Below are 16105 nucleotides of genomic sequence, written 5' to 3'. Positions count from 1 at the left end.
GGCGCGGTGCGAGGGGAAAAAGACGCGCATCGCGCCTTGTAGGCCCACCGGAGAGACATCCCCCCGGCAGGCAGTGTCAGATCGCTTAGGCGATTTTGACCAGTTCGATGTCGAACTGCAGGTCTTTGCCCGCCAGCGGGTGGTTGGCGTCGAGGGTCACGGTGGTCTCGTCCACGTCCACCACGGTCACGGGCAGCGCCTGACCTTCGGGGGTCTGCATCTGCAACTGCGTGCCGGGATCAAGCGGGATATCAGCCGGGATACCTTCGCGCGGCACCGACTGGCGCATCTCGGGGTTCACCGGGCCATAAGCTTCTTCGCTGGGCACCTGAACGACCTTCTTGTCGCCTTCGGTCATGCCGGGCAGCGCGCTGTCGAGGCCGGGAATGATCTGACCCGAACCCACAACGAACTCCAACGGGTCACGACCCTCAGAGCTATCAAATGTGGTGCCGTCCTGCAGCGTGCCGGTATAGTGAATCTGTACTGTGTCGCCGGATTTGACCTCAGCCATTGTTGTCTCCAATTTGTCAGGGGAAAAAGGGAAGGAGGCCGCGTATCTGCACGGGTGCTCCAAATTCCGCGACAGCATGAAGATTGTGGCCCCGAGAGTAAACCCCCAGTCCCGGCCGATGGAGGAATTCGCCCCTTTTCGCCGCTTCGCCCGCATGCCACTCTGCCGCGAAATATGAGAGAGAGCCAGCCAGATGCCCATTACCACCTGTGTTTTCGACGCCTATGGAACCCTGTTCGACGTGGCCGCCGCCGCCCGCGAGGCCGCGCGGGAGCCCGCCTTTGCCGCCATCGCCGAGACTTGGCCGCAGCTGGCAGAACACTGGCGCCTCAAGCAGTTGCAGTATTCATGGCTGCGCGCCGTGACCGGGGCGCATGACGATTTCTGGCAGGTCACCCAAGAGGGTCTGGACTGGTCGTTGGAGAAGATGGGCGTCGCTGACGAACCTGCCCTACGCGAGCGCCTCTTAGCGCTTTATTGGGAGCTTCAGGCTTTTGCGGAGGTTCCCGCCATGCTGCGCGCGCTGAAAGACGGCGGCCTGAACACCGCGATCTTATCCAACGGCTCGCCCGCGATGCTGGACGGAGCGGTGCAATCTGCGGGAATCAGTGACCTATTGGATGTGTCGCTCTCGGTCGAAAGTGTTGGGGTCTTCAAACCCCATGCATCGGTCTATGATCTTGTGGGGGCGCACTACAGCTGCGCCAAAGGCGAGGTGCTGTTCGTCTCCTCCAACGGCTGGGACGCGGCGGCGGCGACGGGCTATGGTTTCACGACCGCATGGGTGAACCGGGGCGGCGATCCGGTGGACCGGCTGCCATGGAAACCGGCGCATCAGTTGCGAGACCTCAGCGGCATCCCTGCATTGGCGGGCCTTTGATGGCCCGGTTCACCACCTCCGACGGGCTGTCACTGCACTATACGGACGACGGCTCCGGCCTGCCGATCCTCTGCCTTGCTGGCCTCACCCGCACCGGGGCGGATTTCGACTATCTGGCCCCGCATCTGGCGGATCATCGCCTGATCCGCATGGATTACCGGGGCCGAGGGCGTTCGGATTTTGACCAGAATTGGCAGAACTACACGCTGCCGGTGGAATGCCGTGATGTGCTGGAACTGCTGGCGCATCTGGGGTTGGACAAGGTCGCCATCATCGGCACCTCGCGCGGCGGGCTCAATGCGATGGGACTAGCGATGATCGCCCATGATCACCTGCTGGGCGTGGCGCTGAATGATGTCGGGCCAGAGCTGGACGCCAAGGGGATCGAGTTCATCATGGGATATCTGGGCCGCAACCCCGCCGCCAAGACCTATGAAGAGGCCGCCGCCGCCATGGCCCGGGCCTTTCCCGAATTTCGCGGCGTGCCGGAAGGCCGTTGGCTGGAAGAGGTGCAGCGCCATTACACAGCCACCGACGACGGGCTGAAAATCACCTATGACCCGCATCTGCGCGATGCCATCGCCACAGCGGGGCAGCCGACGCCCGACCTCTGGCCGTTTTTCGACGCGCTTCAGGGCATGCCGCTCGCGGCGATCCGGGGGGCCAATTCGACCCTGCTCAGCCGCGAAACGCTGATGCAGATGCAGGCGCGGCGGCCGGATATGATCGTGGCCGAGGTGCCGGATCGCGGCCATGTGCCGTTTCTCGACGAACCCGAGGCGCTGGCCGCGTTGCACGAATGGATAGGACAATTGCAATGAACATCGACATGATCCGCGCCGCCGCCGCCCGGGCAGAGGGCCATGTGCGGCGCACGCCCCTGTTGAACTCGCCCTTTCTGGACGAGATCGCGGGCCGTCGCATTTGGGTCAAGCCAGAGTGCTTGCAACACACCGGCAGTTTCAAGTTTCGCGGTGCGTGGTCGGCGCTGTCATCGCTGGATCCTGACGCGCGGGCGAAGGGTGTCATCGCCTATTCCAGCGGCAACCACGCGCAGGGCGTGGCGCTGGCGTCGAAAATGCACGGCGCACCCGCCGTGATCATCATGCCAAAAGACAGCCCACGCCTGAAAATCGCCAACACCCGCGCCTTTGGGGCCGAGGTCGTGCTCTATCACCGCGCGAATGAGAGCCGCGAGGAGATCGGCGCGCGACTGGCCGAAGAACGCGGCCTCACGCTGATCAAACCCTATGACAATCCGCAGGTCATCGCGGGCCAAGGCACCACGGGGCTGGAGATCGCGCAGCAGGCAGCCGAGGCGGGGATCAACTCTGCCGAAGTCATCGTCTGCTGCGGCGGCGGTGGCCTAACCTCTGGCATCGCCTTGGCGTTGGAGGCCGAGGCCCCCGCCCTCCGCGTGCGCCCGGCAGAGCCGGAAGGCTTTGACGATGCGGCCCGGTCACTGGCCTCTGGCAAGATCGAGCAGAACCCGAGCGCTTTGGGATCAATCTGCGACGCCATCGTCACACCCGCGCCGGGCGAGCTGACTTTTCCGATCATGCAACGGCTTGTCGGGCCGGGGCTGGTGGTGAGCGACGACGAGGCGCTGAAGGCGATGGGCCATGCCTTTAACCGGCTGAAGGTTGTGGCCGAGCCGGGCGGTGCCGTGGCGCTGGCGGCGGCACTGTTCCGTGGGGCAGAGATTGAGGGCGACGATGTGATCGTCACCATCTCTGGCGGGAATGTGGATGCGGATATGTTCGCGCGCGCATTGCAGACGTTGGGGTAAAGACAAGGGCAGCCCCGCCCTAGGGCGGGGCATTTCTGATCTGTCCCGCCTTTGACCTGCGCCGCGCGCGCTATATGCTGGCCACCACCGCCGCTCACAGGAGACCCCCCATGCAGATATTCGATACCGGTGACGTCCAACTTCACTACCGCGTCGAGGGCCCCGAAGACGGCGCGCCTGTGGTCTTTGCCAATTCGCTCGGCACCGATATGCGCCTGTGGGATCCGATCCTACCGCTCCTCGCCCCCGGTCTGCGCATCATCCGTTTTGATAAACGCGGCCATGGCCTCTCATCCTGCCCGCCCGCGCCCTATTCGATGGGGTCGCTCATTACCGATACCGAACGGCTGCTCGATCACCTGCAGGTGCGCAACTGCGTCTTCGTCGGGCTCTCGATCGGCGGCATGATCGCGCAGGGGCTGGCCGTCAAACGCCTCGATATGATCCGCGCGGTGGTGCTCAGCAACACCGCCACCAAGATCGGCAACCGCGACATTTGGGCCGAGCGCATTGCTGCCGTGGAACAGGGCGGCATCGAGAGCCTCGCTGATGCCGTGATGGAACGCTGGTTCTCTGCCCAGTTCCGCGCCACGCCAGAACTGGCGCTTTGGCGCAACATGCTCACCCGCCAGCCAGACGCGGGCTATGCGGGCTGTTCGGCGGCGATCTCGCACAGTGATTTCATGACTCCCACCTCCGGCCTGCGCCTGCCTGCGCTTGGTATCGCAGGGTCCGAGGACGGCTCCACCCCGCCCGATCTGGTGCGCGAGTTGATGGACCTGATCCCCGCCTCGAAATTCAAACTGATCCGCCGCGCGGGGCACCTGCCTTGTGTCGAGCAGCCGCAAGAATACGCCGAAGTGCTGAACGAATTCCTCGCCAACGTCGGGCATATTCCCAAGGCGCAGAGCTGAGCATGGCACCTTGCGATCACGACGCCCCGGCTTTCCGCGACGGGCAGGCCAATCGCGCGCAGCCGAGTAGCCCCGACCGCACCCGGACCGATGCGCAGCCGCGTCACCTTGCACCGGGCGCCCTTGCCTTTGCCCCTCACGCGGACCACATCTGACCGGATGCCGCTGCCGCTGATCTTTATTCTTGTGACGGTGATGATTGATGCCATGGGCGTCGGTCTGATCCTGCCCGTGATGCCGGACCTAATCCGCGAAGTGCGCGGCGGGGGGCTGAGTGATGCGGCCCTTTGGGGCGGCGTGCTGGCCACGGGGTTTGCCGCGATGCAATTCCTCTTCGGCCCGGTTCTGGGCGGGCTGTCCGACCGTTTTGGCCGCCGTCCGGTCTTGCTGCTGGCGCTCGTCGTGATGACGGTGGATTACGGCGTCATGGCACTGGCGGGCAGTGTCTGGCTGCTGCTGATCGGGCGGCTGGTGGGCGGTGTGACGGCGGCAACCCATGCCACGGCCTCGGCCTATATGGCCGACATCTCTCCGGCGCAGGACCGCGCGGCGCGTTTCGGGCTGATCGGCGCAGCCTTTGGCGCGGGCTTTGTTCTGGGGCCGCTGATGGGCGGCATCTTGGGTGAATATGGCACCCGCGCGCCGTTTTGGGCGGCGGCGGTGCTGGCGGCGGGCAATGCGGCCCTCGGCTGGGCTGTGCTGCGCGAAACCCTGCCCCAGACGAAACGCCGCGCCTTTGATTGGCGGCGGGCCAATCCGCTGGGTGCGTTGCGTGCCCTTGGCCGCCTGCCCGAGATCGGCAGGCTTCTGGCGGTCTATTTCATCTACCACGTGGGCTTTGCCGCCTATCCGGCGGTCTGGGCCTATTTCGGGGTTGAGCGGTTTGGCTGGTCCCCTACGATGATCGGCCTGTCACTGGGTCTTTTTGGCGTGCAGATGGCCCTTGTCCAAGGCGCGCTGATCGGCCCCGTGATCCGCCGCTTGGGCGCCCGTGCCACGGTGATCTTGGGCCATGTCTTTGCCCTTGCCGCCTTTGCCGCGCTGACCGTGCTGACCTCAGGCACTTGGGCGCTGATCATGACCCCGCTTGCCGCCCTTGCCGGGGTCATCCCCCCGGCGCTTCAAGGCATCATGTCGGCCCGCGTCAGCGCTGATGCCCAAGGCGAGCTGCACGGCGCGCTCAGTTCCTCCACCGCGCTAGCGATGATCATCTCTCCCTTGGCGATGACCGCGGTCTTTGCGTATTTCACAGCCCCCGATACCGCGCTCTACCTGCCCGGCGCGCCCTTCCTGCTGGCGCTGTTTCTGACCCTCGGCGGGCTGGTGATCTTTGCCAGCCGCCCTCCCCTCACGTCACAAACCGGCACTTCGCCGCATTAGGCCCATTCCCCGCCTTGCGCCACCGGCCCTTCCGCGTCAGGCTGGCGAAAACCAAGTGAAAGGGACAGGCCATTGCAAACCATCAAAGCCGCCGTCTGCCATGCCTTTGACAGCCCGCTGAGCGTCGAAGACATCCGCCTGCAGGCACCACAATCCGGCGAGGTCGAAGTGACCTTGGATGCCGTGGCGATCTGCCACTCCGACATCCTGTTTGCCGAAGGCGGCTGGGGCGGCACCCTGCCTGCCGTCTATGGCCATGAGGCCGCAGGCCGGGTCAGCGCCGTAGGGCCGAATGTACAGGGGCTGGCCGAGGGCGACAGCGTGGTGGTCACCCTGATCCGCGCCTGCGGCAGCTGCCCCAACTGTGCCTCGGGTCAGCCGACGATCTGCGAAACACCGCAAGCGCCCGAAGGGCCGCTTCAGACCGCAGAGGGGGCGCCGCTTTTTCAAGCCATGAACACCGGCGGTTTCGCCGAAAAAGTGGTGGTCGACCGCTCGCAGGCCGTGAAAATCTCACACGACATCCCCAAAGACGCCGCCTGTCTGATCGCCTGCGGCGTGATCACCGGCGTGGGTGCCGTGGTCAATGCAGCGGGCCTGCGCGCAGGCCAAGATGTGGTGGTGATCGGCGCGGGCGGGGTCGGCCTTAATGCCATCCAAGGGGCGCGCATCGCGGGCGCACGGCGGATCGTGGCGGTGGACATGACCGAAGAAAAACTCGCCATCGCCCGCGAATTCGGCGCGACCGACACCGTGCTCGCGACCGAGGCGAAACCGTGGCGCGCGGCCTTCAAGGCCATGGGGCGCGGGGCGGATGCCGTGATCGTCACCGTCGGCGCGATCCCCGCCTATGAAACCGCGCCGCGCTACCTTGCGGCCGGGGGCCGGGTGATCATGGTTGGCATGCCCCACAGCGGGGCCGAGGCCAGCTATGAGCCGGTGGTCCTTGCCGCCTTGGGGCAAGGTATGGTCGGCTCCAAAATGGGCGACGTGGTGATCCAGCGCGATATCCCGTGGATGGTCGACCTTTACCTTCAGGGCCGCTTGCAACTCGACAACCTGATCTCCGGGCGCTGGCGGCTGGATCAGATCAACGAGGCGATTGCCGACACCAAGACCGGCGCTGCGAAGCGCAACGTGATTATCTTCGACCGCACCTAGGCGGACCCAGAACCGGCTCAGCTTTCGGGTAGATCGCCGATCAGCAGGGCGCGGAAATCATTCACATTGGTCCCGGTGGGGCCGGTGTGAAACAGGGCGTCTACCGCCGCAAACGCGCCGTAGGCATCGTTGTGTTGCAAGGCGCGGCGCGGGTCCACCCCTGCCGCGCGCATCGCGCCCGCCGTGCCCGGCGTGACGAATGCGCCCGCGTTGTCCTCGGACCCGTCGATGCCGTCGGTGTCCGCCGCCAAGGCGGTGATGCCTTCCTGCCCGTCGAGTGCCAGCGCCAAGGACAGCGCGAATTCACTGTTGCGCCCGCCGCGCCCCTTGTGGCGCAGGGTGACCGTCGTCTCTCCGCCTGAGAGCAGCACCAGCGGCGCGGGATGCGGGAAACCGCTTTGTTGCGCCTGCCGGGCAAGTGCGGCATGCACCAGCGCCACCTCGCGCGCCTCGCCTTCGATCGCGTCCGACAGTATCCATGCGGTCACCCCCCGCGCCTGTGCCGCCTTGGCCGCCGCGGTGAGGGACAGACCCGCAGAGGCAATAACATGCGTGACCGTCTTGCTGGGCGCGTCTTGCGCAGGCTGCTGCGCGGCCTCTTGCAGAAAAGCCATGCAACGAGGCGGCAGTTCCAGCCCCCGCGCGGCCACCTCCTCCAACACCTTCGCCGCGGCCCGTCGCCCCGGCACCGTAGGGCCAGAGGCCACGGCCCCCGGATCATCCCCCGGCACATCCGAGACGACAAGGCTCACCACCTGCGCGGGATAGGCCAGTTCCGCCAGACGCCCGCCGTTCACCGTGCTGAACTGTTTGCGGATGTCATTCATCACCGAGATTGGCGCGCCTGAGGCCAGAAGCGCCGAGTTCAACGCCTGCAAATCCTCTAGCGTCAGCCCCTCGGGTGGGGCGGGCAAAAGCGACGACCCGCCGCCGCAGATCAGCGCGATCACCTGATCCTCCGGCCCCAGCCCGCGCAGCGCATCCTGCAAGGCGCGGGCGGCCTCGATCCCGGCCTGATCGGGCACCGGATGGGCGGCCTCCAACACCTTGATGCGCTGGCAGGGCGCGCCATAGCCATAGCGGGTGACCACGACACCGTCATAGGGATGCGGCCAGAGCGCCTCGAACGCCTGCGCCAATTGCGCCGCCCCTTTGCCCGCGCCGATCACCACCGTGCGGCCCTTGGGGGGCGGCGGCAGCCTGTCCTTCAAGATCAGCCGCGGATCGGCGGCGGCGACGGCGGTGTCGAACAGGTTGGCCAAGAACTGGCGTTTTGGATCATTGAGGTTGGACATAGGGCACTCCGGCTGCTGTGGCGATCATGGCGGCCCGCTGCCTGCTGTCAATCCGGCAGGGGGCGTTCGTGCTGCACAAACAGACAGTTGCGCGCACCCATGAGGCCAAAGTCGGGGTCATTGCACAGACCCAAGGGCAGCGCCGCGCGCCATTTGCTGTGCCGCCCGCCCGCGTTGAAGGCAGCGAGGAAGGCCTCATCCAACATCCAAGGGTTCTGCTGCGCCACGCCCCCCGTGATGAAAACCCCACCGCGCGCACCCAAGACCAGCCCCAAGTCCCCCGCAACCCCGCCAAGATATCGCGCCATCAAGGCCACCGCCCGGCAGGCACTCGTGTCCTCCCCAACCTTGGCCGCGGCAAAGATCGCCGCCGCCCCCTCCAGATGCGCCGCCTCGCCGCGGGCGGTTGCGATGGCGCGGTACCAATAGGGGATGCCGGTGCCCGACAGGATCGCCTCGGCCTCGACCGCCAGCGCGTCGCCCATCTGGACCTCGGGCCAAAGCGCGATCAGGGCTTCGAAATAGGCCACTTCCTCGGCGCTATGAGGGGTCAGCCGCAGATGCCCGCCTTCGCCCGGCACCGCCGTGGGCCGCGCCCCTTGCCAGACCAAAGACCCCACGCCCAAGCCCGTTCCCGGCCCGACAATCACCCGCGCGCCCGGTTGCGGCGCAGGGCCGCCCTGAAGAAAGCTCACCTTTGCCGCGTCCAGCGTGGCCAAGGACCAGGCCGCCGCCTCGAAATCATTGAGCAGCAGTACCTTGCCGGGCGCCACATCGCAGGCCCGCGCCAGATCATCGCGCGAGATGCTGCGCGCGGCGTTGGTCATGCGCACCTGCCCGTCGACAACCACCCCGGCCACCGCCATCGCGACCCCCTCGGGCGCGCCGCCCATCTCGCTACAAAGCGCCGCACAGGCGTCTGGCAATGTGGTCAGCCCATCGGTGCGATGCGTGCAGCGCCGCACCACCGCGCCTGCCGGGTCCACCGCCGCAAGCCGCAGGTTGGTGCCGCCAATGTCCCCTACAAGATACCACATATGTCTGCCCCAATTCCCTTGTTACCGGTGCAAGATGGCCCGCCCGCGCGACCAAGGCAAACAACAAAAAACCCGGAAGCAAAGGCTTCCGGGTCTTGGCGGTCAACGCCGTTGGCTGGGGGTCAATCGGGTGCGACAGGCACGGTTGCCGTATCATCGCCCTCAATCGCGGTGCCATCGTCAACGATCACCTCGTCTTCGGTGCCGGGGGCGGTGGCGACTTCCTCGCCCGTCCAGAAGACAATGATGCCGATGCCAAAGATCACGACAATCGCCATGCCGATCAGCGGCCACTTGTGACGGCTTTCCTGCTTTTTCAGATTTGTGTCTGGTGGACTCATGATCCGCTCCCTTTCGCTGGCTTCGGGCTATGCCGCGCAACACCACGCCGCGCGCGGCCCTTGTTAGGGGGCAAACCCGGCAGGCCGCGGCAAAGTTCCCGGAAGCTGGAAGGTTTCACAAAAGCGCCGTCAACTCTGCCATGGCGCGCCGGTAGCCCGCCACGATCCGGTCACGCTGCCGGTGCCGCCCGCCCGTCACCGCATGGCGCCCCGCCGACCACAGGTCCGTCACCACCCGATCCTTCGCCGCAAAGACCAGACCGTCGAGCAGTTGCGCGGGCCGCAGCGCACAAAGCGCCGGGTCTTGGCTGTCGATCGCCATCAGGTCGGCCCATGTGCCCACCGCAATCTCGCCCCGGCCCCGGCCAAGCGCCTGCGCACCGCCGCGCGCGGCCCCGGTATAAAGCGCCTCCCCGACCGAGCCTTCGCCCGGCACCATCACGTTGCGCGCCAGATCGCGCAGGCGTTGGGAATACTCCAAGGTGCGCAACTCTTCGGTCAATGAGATCAGCACGTTGGAATCCGACCCAATGCCAAACCGCCCCCCGGCAGCGAGGTAGCCCGGCCCGTTGAACGGCCCATCGCCCAAATTCGCCTCTGTCACCGGGCAGAGCCCCGCCACCGCGCCGGTCCGGGCCAAGGCTGCCGTCTCTGCTTCGGTCATGTGGGTCGCATGGATCAGGCACCAGTTCTCCGTCACCTCAGCGTTCGCCAGCAACCAGTCTACCGGCCGTGCGCCGAGCCAATCCGAGATGTCTGCGACCTCCTTGGGCTGTTCGGCGATGTGGATATGGGTCGACACCTCGGGATGCGCGGCCAGCACCTCGGCCAGTTCCGCCGGTGCTGTGGCGCGCAGCGAATGCGGCGCGATGCCGACGCGGCAGTCTGGGGGGAGATCAACTACCGCCCGTTTCGCCCGCTCCACCAGCGCATTGAACTGCGCCACCCCATTGCCAAAACGCGCCTGACCCGGCTGCAAGGGCACCTGCCCCGCGCCACCGTAGGTATAGAGCACCGGCAGATGGGTTAGCCCGATCCCCGTCTCCGCCGCCGCCGCCGCGATCCGGGCCGAAAGCTCACCCAGATCATCATAGGGCGTGCCGTCGGGCTGGTGATGCAGGTAATGAAACTCGCCCACGCTGGCAAAACCCGCCTCTTGCATCTCAAGGAAAACAAAGGCGGCGATGGCCTCAATATGCGCGGGCGTGAGATGGGCGGTAAAGCGGTACATCAGGTCACGCCACGTCCAAAAGCTGTCTTTCCCCGCCATCCGCACCTCGGTCATCCCGGCCATGGCGCGTTGAAAGCTGTGGCTGTGTAGGTTGGCCAGCGCAGGCAGCAGGGTATCGACGCGGCTGTCGTCAAGATGGGGCGTTTGTCCGGTCTGCACCGCCGTGATGCGGCCCTCGGCAACCGTAATCCGAACGTCCCGCGCCCAGCCCTGCGGCAGTCTTGCGTGTTTTGCGAAAATCATTTGACGGCCTTTCGGTTTTTTATGTATAGACATATAACAATTAAAACCGCGTTAGAAAAGTAAAACCTCAGGAGGGGGCGATAGAGATGGCAGAGCACGACCGAGTTTTGATCGACCTCACCGCCGCGACCTTAGACGGCGCAGAACCCTATGGAATGATTGAGAATGCAGCGATTGCGATTGCCGGGAGCCAGATCGCATGGGTCGGCCCGCGCCTTGACCTGCCACGGGCCTACCGCCACCAGCCGACAGAATCACTGGGCCACCGCCTCGTCACCCCCGGTCTGATCGACTGCCACACCCATATCGTCCACGGAGGCGACCGCGCGCGCGAGTTCGAAATGCGCCTTGAAGGAGCCAGCTACGAAGACGTCGCCCGCGCCGGGGGCGGCATTGTCTCAACCGTCACCGCCACCCGCGCCGCCAGTGAGGCCGATCTGCTGGCAGAAGCCCTGCGCCGCGTCGATGTGCTGATCGCCGAAGGCGTCACGGGGATCGAGATCAAATCCGGTTACGGTCTGGATATCGAGACCGAGCTGCGCATGCTCCGCACCGCACGCGCCGTGGGCCAGCAGCGCCCGATCCGAGTGCGCACCACCTTCCTCGGCGCCCATGCCACGCCTACCGAATACGCAGGCCGCGCTGACGCCTATATCGACGAAGTCTGCCTCCCCGCCCTGCGCGCCGCCCATGCCGAGGGGCTGGTCGATGCGGTCGACGGGTTCTGCGAGGGCATCGCCTTTCAGCCCGCCCAAATCGCGCGGGTCTTTGACGTAGCGCGGGAATTGGGGCTGCCGGTGAAACTCCATGCCGAGCAACTGTCGAACCTTGGCGGCGCGAAACTCGCGGCCTCCTATGGCGCGCTGTCGGCGGATCATATTGAGTACCTTGACGCGGACGGCGTGAAAGCGATGGCCAAGGCGGGCACCGTCGCCGTAATCCTCCCCGGCGCGTTTTATACCCTGCGCGAAACCCAAGCGCCCCCGATTGATCTGCTGCGCAAACACGGCGTGCCGATGGCGCTGGCGACGGATATCAACCCCGGGTCGTCGCCGCTGAGCTCCCTGCTGCTGACGCTCAACATGGGCTGCACCCTGTTCCGCATGACGCCCGAAGAGGCGCTGCGCGGTGCCACGCAACATGCCGCCCGCGCGCTTGGGCTGGACGGCTGCGGCATGATCCGCCCCGGCCTGCGCGCCGACCTCGCCGTTTGGGATATCAAACACCCTGCCGAGCTTGCCTATCGCATCGGCTTCAACCCGCTTCACTCTCGCATTTTCGGAGGCCAATCGTGACCACCCTGACCCTCACCCCCGGCGCGGCCACCTTGGACGATCTGGCCCGCATCTACCGCGAAGAGGCATCGGTGAGGCTCGACCCCGCCTGCCGCCCAGCGATTGAACTGGCCCACGCGCGCATTGCCAAAGCGGTGGCGGGCGAGGATGCCGTCTACGGCGTGAACACCGGTTTCGGCAAGCTCGCCTCGGTCAAGATCGCCTCAGATGACACGGCCACCCTGCAACGCAACCTGATCCTGTCGCATTGCTGCGGCGTCGGCCCGGCGATCCCGCGCGGCCATGCGCGGCTCTTGATGGCGCTCAAACTGCTGAGCCTTGGGCGCGGCGCCTCAGGCGTGCGGCTTGAGGTCGTCGATCTGATCGAAGCCATGCTGGAGCGTGGCGTGACCCCGGTGATCCCGGCGCAAGGATCGGTCGGTGCCTCAGGCGATCTGGCCCCCTTGGCCCATATGGCCGCTGCGATGATGGGCCACGGCGAGGCGGAAATTGAGGGCCGCGTCATGCCCGGCGGAGAGGCGCTGACCGCCGCGGGTCTCACCCCGCTGGAGTTCGGCCCGAAAGAAGGGCTGGCGCTGATCAACGGCACGCAGTTTTCGACCGCCTTCGCGCTGGCGGGGCTGTTTGACGCATGGCGGGCGGCAAACTCGGCGTTGGTGATCTCGGCCCTGTCGACGGACGCGATCATGGGCTCCACCGCGCCGCTGCAACCCGAAATCCACGCCCTGCGCGGCCATCGAGGCCAGATCGAAGCGGGCGAGACGATGCGTGCCCTGCTCAACGCCTCGGAAATCCGCGAGAGCCACGTGGCGAATGACGCCCGCGTGCAAGACCCCTACTGCATCCGCTGCCAGCCTCAGGTGACCGGGGCCGCGATGGACGTGCTGCGCATGGCCGCCCGCACGCTTGAGGTCGAAGCCAACGCCGCCACCGACAACCCGCTGGTGCTGGTCGGCGCGGACCTGATCGTTTCAGGCGGGAATTTCCATGCCGAACCGGTGGGTTTTGCCGCCGATATGATCGCACTGGCCGTGGCCGAAATCGGAGCCATCGCGCAGCGCCGCGTGGCGTTGATCGTGGACCCGGCGCTCAGCTTCAACCTGCCGCCCTTCCTCACGCCAAACCCCGGCCTCAACAGCGGCTATATGATCGCCGAAGTCACCACCGCCGCCCTGATGAGCGAGAACAAGCACCTCGCCAATCCGTGCGTCACCGACAGCACGCCGACCTCGGCCAACCAAGAGGATCACGTCAGCATGGCCGCCCATGGCGCGCGGCGGCTGGGGCAGATGATCGACAACCTAAACCGCATCTTGGGGGTCGAGTTGCTCTGCGCGGCACAAGGCATCGACTTTCGCGCGCCGTTGGCGACCAGCGAGACATTGCAGCATGTGGTGAAACGGGTCCGCAAGGATGTCGCGACGCTGGATGAGGACCGTTACCTCGCCCCCGATCTGGAACGCGCGGCACAGATGGTGGCCGAAGGCGAGATTAGCCGCGCCGCCGCCATCGAGATGCCGGAGCTTTCCACATGACCCCGGTAGAGATCACCCGCGGCGACAGCCCCATCGTGCTTGGCCTGCCGCATACCGGCACCGATCTGCCCGACACAGTGCGCCGCGATCTGAACCCGCGCGGGCTCGAACTGGCGGACACCGACTGGCATATTCACCGACTTTACCAAGGGTTACTGCCCGGCGCGACCACCGTGCGCGCGACCTTCCACCGCTATGTGATCGACGCCAACCGCGACCCTTCGGGCGCATCGCTCTACCCCGGCCAAAACACCACCGGGCTGGTGCCGCTGACCGATTTCGACGGGCAGGACATTTGGACAACCCCGCCCGAAGAAGCCGAGATCGAGGCCCGCCGCCTGGCATTCCACGCCCCCTATCACGCGGCGCTTGAGGCGGAATTGGCCCGCGTCCGCGCGTTGCATGGCGTGGCGATCCTCTATGACTGCCACTCAATTCGCTCGCTGATCCCCTTCCTCTTTGACGGCCCCTTGCCCGATTTCAACATCGGCACGAACCTCGGCACCACCTGCGCGCCTGAGATCGAAGCCGCCGTCGCGGATATCTGCGCCGCCGCCCCCGGCTATACCTCTGTCATCAATGGCCGTTTCAAAGGCGGCTGGACCACGCGCCACTATGGCCGCCCCGCCGAGGGGTTTCACGCAATCCAGATGGAACTGGCGCAGAGCAGCTACCTCAGCGCCGAAGCCCCGCCCTGGCCCTGTGATCCCGAAAAGTCTGCGCGCCTGCGCAGGCACCTGACCGACATTCTGACAACTCTGGCCGCGATGGCCCCGACCCTGAAAGGCACAGCATGAGCGATCCGCGCAAGAACACCCGTGACGTCTATCCCGCCACCGGCACCGAGCTTTCGGCGAAAAGCTGGCTCACCGAAGCGCCACTGCGGATGCTGATGAACAACCTGCACCCAGACGTGGCCGAGAACCCGCATGAGCTGGTCGTCTATGGTGGCATCGGCCGTGCGGCGCGGACGTGGAAAGATTACGACCAGATCGTCGCCTCGCTCCGCGCGCTCGAAGACGACCAAACGCTGCTGGTGCAATCGGGCAAGCCTGTCGGTGTATTCAAGACCCACAAAGACGCCCCGCGCGTGCTGATCGCGAACTCCAACCTCGTGCCGCATTGGGCGAATTGGGACCACTTCAACGAGCTCGATAAAAAGGGTCTGGCGATGTATGGCCAGATGACCGCAGGCTCGTGGATCTACATCGGCTCCCAAGGCATCGTGCAGGGCACCTATGAGACATTTGTCGAGGCAGGCCGCCAGCATTATGGCGGCGATCTGACCGGCAAATGGATCCTCACCGGCGGGCTTGGCGGCATGGGCGGCGCGCAGCCCTTGGCGGCGGTGATGGCCGGGGCTTGTTGCCTCGCGGTCGAGTGCAATCCCGACAGCATCGATTTCCGTCTGCGCACAAAATACGTCGATGAAAAAGCCGAAACGCTCGACGAAGCGCTGGAGATGATCGAGCGTTGGACCGCTGCCGGAGAAGCGAAATCCGTGGCCCTCTTGGGCAATGCCGCCGATGTCTTTCCCGAACTGGTGAAACGCGGTATGCGCCCCGATATCGTCACCGATCAGACCAGCGCCCATGACCCGGTGAACGGCTATCTGCCGCAGGGTTGGAGCATGGCCGACTGGCGCAAGAAACGCGAGAGTGCCCCCAAGGCGGTCGAACGCGCCGCCCGCGCCTCAATGAAGGTACAAGTCAAAGCGATGGTCGATTTTCACGCGGCGGGCATCCCCACGGTCGACTATGGCAACAACATCCGCCAGATGGCGCTGGAGGAAGGGTTAGACAACGCCTTTGATTTCCCCGGCTTTGTCCCCGCCTACATTCGTCCGCTGTTCTGCCGGGGCGTGGGGCCGTTCCGCTGGGCGGCGCTGTCAGGCGATCCGGAGGATATTTACAAGACCGATGCCAAGGTAAAAGAAATCCTCTCCGAAGATACGCACCTGCACAACTGGCTCGATATGGCCCGCGAGCGTATTTCCTTCCAAGGTCTGCCCGCACGGATCTGCTGGGTGGGTCTGGGTGTGCGCCACCGCCTCGGACTCGCCTTCAACGAAATGGTCCGCACTGGCGAGCTAAGCGCGCCCATTGTGATCGGGCGCGACCACCTCGACAGCGGTTCCGTCGCCTCGCCCAACCGCGAGACAGAGGCGATGAAAGACGGCTCGGATGCCGTGTCGGATTGGCCGCTGCTAAACGCGCTTTTGAACACCGCCTCGGGCGCCACTTGGGTGTCGCTGCACCACGGTGGCGGGGTTGGCATGGGCTTTTCGCAGCACTCCGGCATGGTGATCTGCTGTGACGGGTCCGAAGACGCTGACCGTCGCATCGAACGGGTTCTGTGGAACGATCCGGCGACGGGCGTGATGCGCCATGCGGATGCGGGCTATGACGAAGCGCTTGATTGCGCCCGCGCGCATGGGCTGGACCTGCCGGGTATCCTTTGAGCACCACGCGCCGCCGCCCTCACGTGGCG

16 protein-coding genes are annotated in these 16105 nt (G+C 65.7%); 11 read left to right on the top strand and 5 right to left on the bottom strand.

What is annotated here, in order from left to right; all coding sequences use genetic code 11:
- Positions 1-85 precede the first annotated feature (85 nt).
- Entirely contained in the window at positions 86-514 is a 429-nt protein-coding gene (locus K3762_RS05820) for a peptidylprolyl isomerase (RefSeq protein WP_132445732.1), read from the bottom strand.
- Positions 515-707: 193 nt separating this feature from the next.
- On the opposite strand from K3762_RS05820, the gene K3762_RS05815 reads away from it, so the two are divergent.
- The 7 genes from K3762_RS05815 to K3762_RS05785 all read left to right on the top strand — a co-directional run bounded on the left by K3762_RS05815 (position 708) and on the right by K3762_RS05785 (position 6638).
- Positions 708-1394, top strand: a complete 687-nt coding sequence (locus tag K3762_RS05815) for a haloacid dehalogenase type II (protein ID WP_132445729.1) — start codon at positions 708-710, stop codon at positions 1392-1394.
- The gene (locus K3762_RS05810; RefSeq protein WP_120350566.1) at positions 1394-2215 is read left to right on the top strand and encodes an alpha/beta fold hydrolase; all 822 of its coding nucleotides are present in this window, start codon (positions 1394-1396) and stop codon (positions 2213-2215) included. The genes K3762_RS05815 and K3762_RS05810 overlap by 1 nt, the downstream gene beginning before the upstream one ends.
- Positions 2212-3183: a threonine/serine dehydratase gene (locus K3762_RS05805; RefSeq protein WP_132445726.1), complete on the top strand. Its 972-nt coding sequence runs from the start codon at positions 2212-2214 to the stop codon at positions 3181-3183. Before K3762_RS05810 ends, K3762_RS05805 begins: the two co-directional genes overlap by 4 nt.
- A 110-nt stretch (positions 3184-3293) precedes the next feature.
- Positions 3294-4097 carry a 3-oxoadipate enol-lactonase gene (pcaD, locus tag K3762_RS05800; protein WP_132445723.1) on the top strand — a complete coding sequence of 268 codons (804 nt, stop codon included), beginning with the start codon at positions 3294-3296 and terminating at the stop codon, positions 4095-4097.
- A gap of 2 nt (positions 4098-4099) precedes the next feature.
- Positions 4100-4252 (top strand): hypothetical protein, encoded by a 153-nt coding sequence (locus K3762_RS05795; RefSeq protein ID WP_260012257.1) that lies wholly within the window; start codon positions 4100-4102, stop codon positions 4250-4252.
- A gap of 4 nt (positions 4253-4256) precedes the next feature.
- Entirely contained in the window at positions 4257-5477 is a 1221-nt protein-coding gene (locus K3762_RS05790) for a TCR/Tet family MFS transporter (protein WP_132445856.1), read from the top strand.
- Between the two features lie 72 nt (positions 5478-5549).
- Positions 5550-6638: a Zn-dependent alcohol dehydrogenase gene (locus tag K3762_RS05785; RefSeq protein WP_132445720.1), complete on the top strand. Its 1089-nt coding sequence runs from the start codon at positions 5550-5552 to the stop codon at positions 6636-6638.
- 17 nt (positions 6639-6655) lie between these two features.
- On the opposite strand, the gene K3762_RS05780 is transcribed toward K3762_RS05785, so the two are convergent.
- The 4 genes from K3762_RS05780 to K3762_RS05765 form a co-directional block, all read right to left on the bottom strand.
- Entirely contained in the window at positions 6656-7933 is a 1278-nt protein-coding gene (locus tag K3762_RS05780) for a glycerate kinase (protein WP_120350561.1), read from the bottom strand.
- Between the two features lie 47 nt (positions 7934-7980).
- On the bottom strand, positions 7981-8970 hold the full coding sequence (locus K3762_RS05775) for an ROK family protein (RefSeq protein WP_132445717.1): 990 nt from the start codon (positions 8968-8970) through the stop codon (positions 7981-7983).
- 122 nt (positions 8971-9092) lie between these two features.
- Positions 9093-9311, bottom strand: coding sequence for a hypothetical protein (locus K3762_RS05770; protein WP_067935872.1), 219 nt, complete (start codon positions 9309-9311; stop codon positions 9093-9095).
- 115 nt (positions 9312-9426) lie between these two features.
- A complete protein-coding gene (locus K3762_RS05765) occupies positions 9427-10785 on the bottom strand; it encodes a formimidoylglutamate deiminase (RefSeq protein WP_132445714.1) in 1359 nt (452 codons plus the stop codon).
- Positions 10786-10871: 86 nt separating this feature from the next.
- Here K3762_RS05765 and hutI point away from each other — a divergent pair, with 86 nt between their 5' ends.
- Genes hutI through hutU form a run of 4 tightly spaced genes read left to right on the top strand, consistent with a single transcriptional unit; the run spans position 10872 to position 16076 of the window.
- Positions 10872-12080 carry an imidazolonepropionase gene (gene hutI / locus K3762_RS05760; protein ID WP_132445711.1) on the top strand — a complete coding sequence of 403 codons (1209 nt, stop codon included), beginning with the start codon at positions 10872-10874 and terminating at the stop codon, positions 12078-12080.
- Entirely contained in the window at positions 12077-13615 is a 1539-nt protein-coding gene (gene hutH, locus K3762_RS05755; RefSeq protein WP_260012251.1) for a histidine ammonia-lyase, read from the top strand. The genes hutI and hutH overlap by 4 nt, the downstream gene beginning before the upstream one ends.
- Entirely contained in the window at positions 13612-14412 is an 801-nt protein-coding gene (gene hutG / locus K3762_RS05750; RefSeq protein WP_120350555.1) for an N-formylglutamate deformylase, read from the top strand. Before hutH ends, hutG begins: the two co-directional genes overlap by 4 nt.
- A complete protein-coding gene (gene hutU / locus K3762_RS05745; protein ID WP_132445705.1) occupies positions 14409-16076 on the top strand; it encodes a urocanate hydratase in 1668 nt (555 codons plus the stop codon). The genes hutG and hutU overlap by 4 nt, the downstream gene beginning before the upstream one ends.
- The last annotated feature ends 29 nt before the right edge of the window (positions 16077-16105 follow it).

Origin of the sequence: Sulfitobacter sp. W074, from assembly GCF_025142275.1 — a bacterium.
Lineage (GTDB): Bacteria > Pseudomonadota > Alphaproteobacteria > Rhodobacterales > Rhodobacteraceae > Sulfitobacter > Sulfitobacter profundi.
Note: the sequence above shows the minus strand (reverse complement) of the source record. Positions and strands in the feature narration are given on the sequence as shown.

Bases quoted from the DNA above. Each gene is read 5' to 3' on its own strand.
- K3762_RS05820 (WP_132445732.1), bottom strand. From the start codon at position 514: ATGGCTGAGGTCAAATCCGGCGACACAGTACAGATTCACTATACCGGC.
- K3762_RS05815 (WP_132445729.1), top strand. From the start codon at position 708: ATGCCCATTACCACCTGTGTTTTCGACGCCTATGGAACCCTGTTCGAC.
- K3762_RS05810 (WP_120350566.1), top strand. From the start codon at position 1,394: ATGGCCCGGTTCACCACCTCCGACGGGCTGTCACTGCACTATACGGAC.
- K3762_RS05805 (WP_132445726.1), top strand. From the start codon at position 2,212: ATGAACATCGACATGATCCGCGCCGCCGCCGCCCGGGCAGAGGGCCAT.
- pcaD (WP_132445723.1), top strand. From the start codon at position 3,294: ATGCAGATATTCGATACCGGTGACGTCCAACTTCACTACCGCGTCGAG.
- K3762_RS05795 (WP_260012257.1), top strand. From the start codon at position 4,100: ATGGCACCTTGCGATCACGACGCCCCGGCTTTCCGCGACGGGCAGGCC.
- K3762_RS05790 (WP_132445856.1), top strand. From the start codon at position 4,257: ATGCCGCTGCCGCTGATCTTTATTCTTGTGACGGTGATGATTGATGCC.
- K3762_RS05780 (WP_120350561.1), bottom strand. From the start codon at position 7,933: ATGTCCAACCTCAATGATCCAAAACGCCAGTTCTTGGCCAACCTGTTC.
- K3762_RS05775 (WP_132445717.1), bottom strand. From the start codon at position 8,970: ATGTGGTATCTTGTAGGGGACATTGGCGGCACCAACCTGCGGCTTGCG.
- K3762_RS05770 (WP_067935872.1), bottom strand. From the start codon at position 9,311: ATGAGTCCACCAGACACAAATCTGAAAAAGCAGGAAAGCCGTCACAAG.
- K3762_RS05765 (WP_132445714.1), bottom strand. From the start codon at position 10,785: ATGATTTTCGCAAAACACGCAAGACTGCCGCAGGGCTGGGCGCGGGAC.
- hutI (WP_132445711.1), top strand. From the start codon at position 10,872: ATGGCAGAGCACGACCGAGTTTTGATCGACCTCACCGCCGCGACCTTA.
- hutG (WP_120350555.1), top strand. From the start codon at position 13,612: ATGACCCCGGTAGAGATCACCCGCGGCGACAGCCCCATCGTGCTTGGC.
- hutU (WP_132445705.1), top strand. From the start codon at position 14,409: ATGAGCGATCCGCGCAAGAACACCCGTGACGTCTATCCCGCCACCGGC.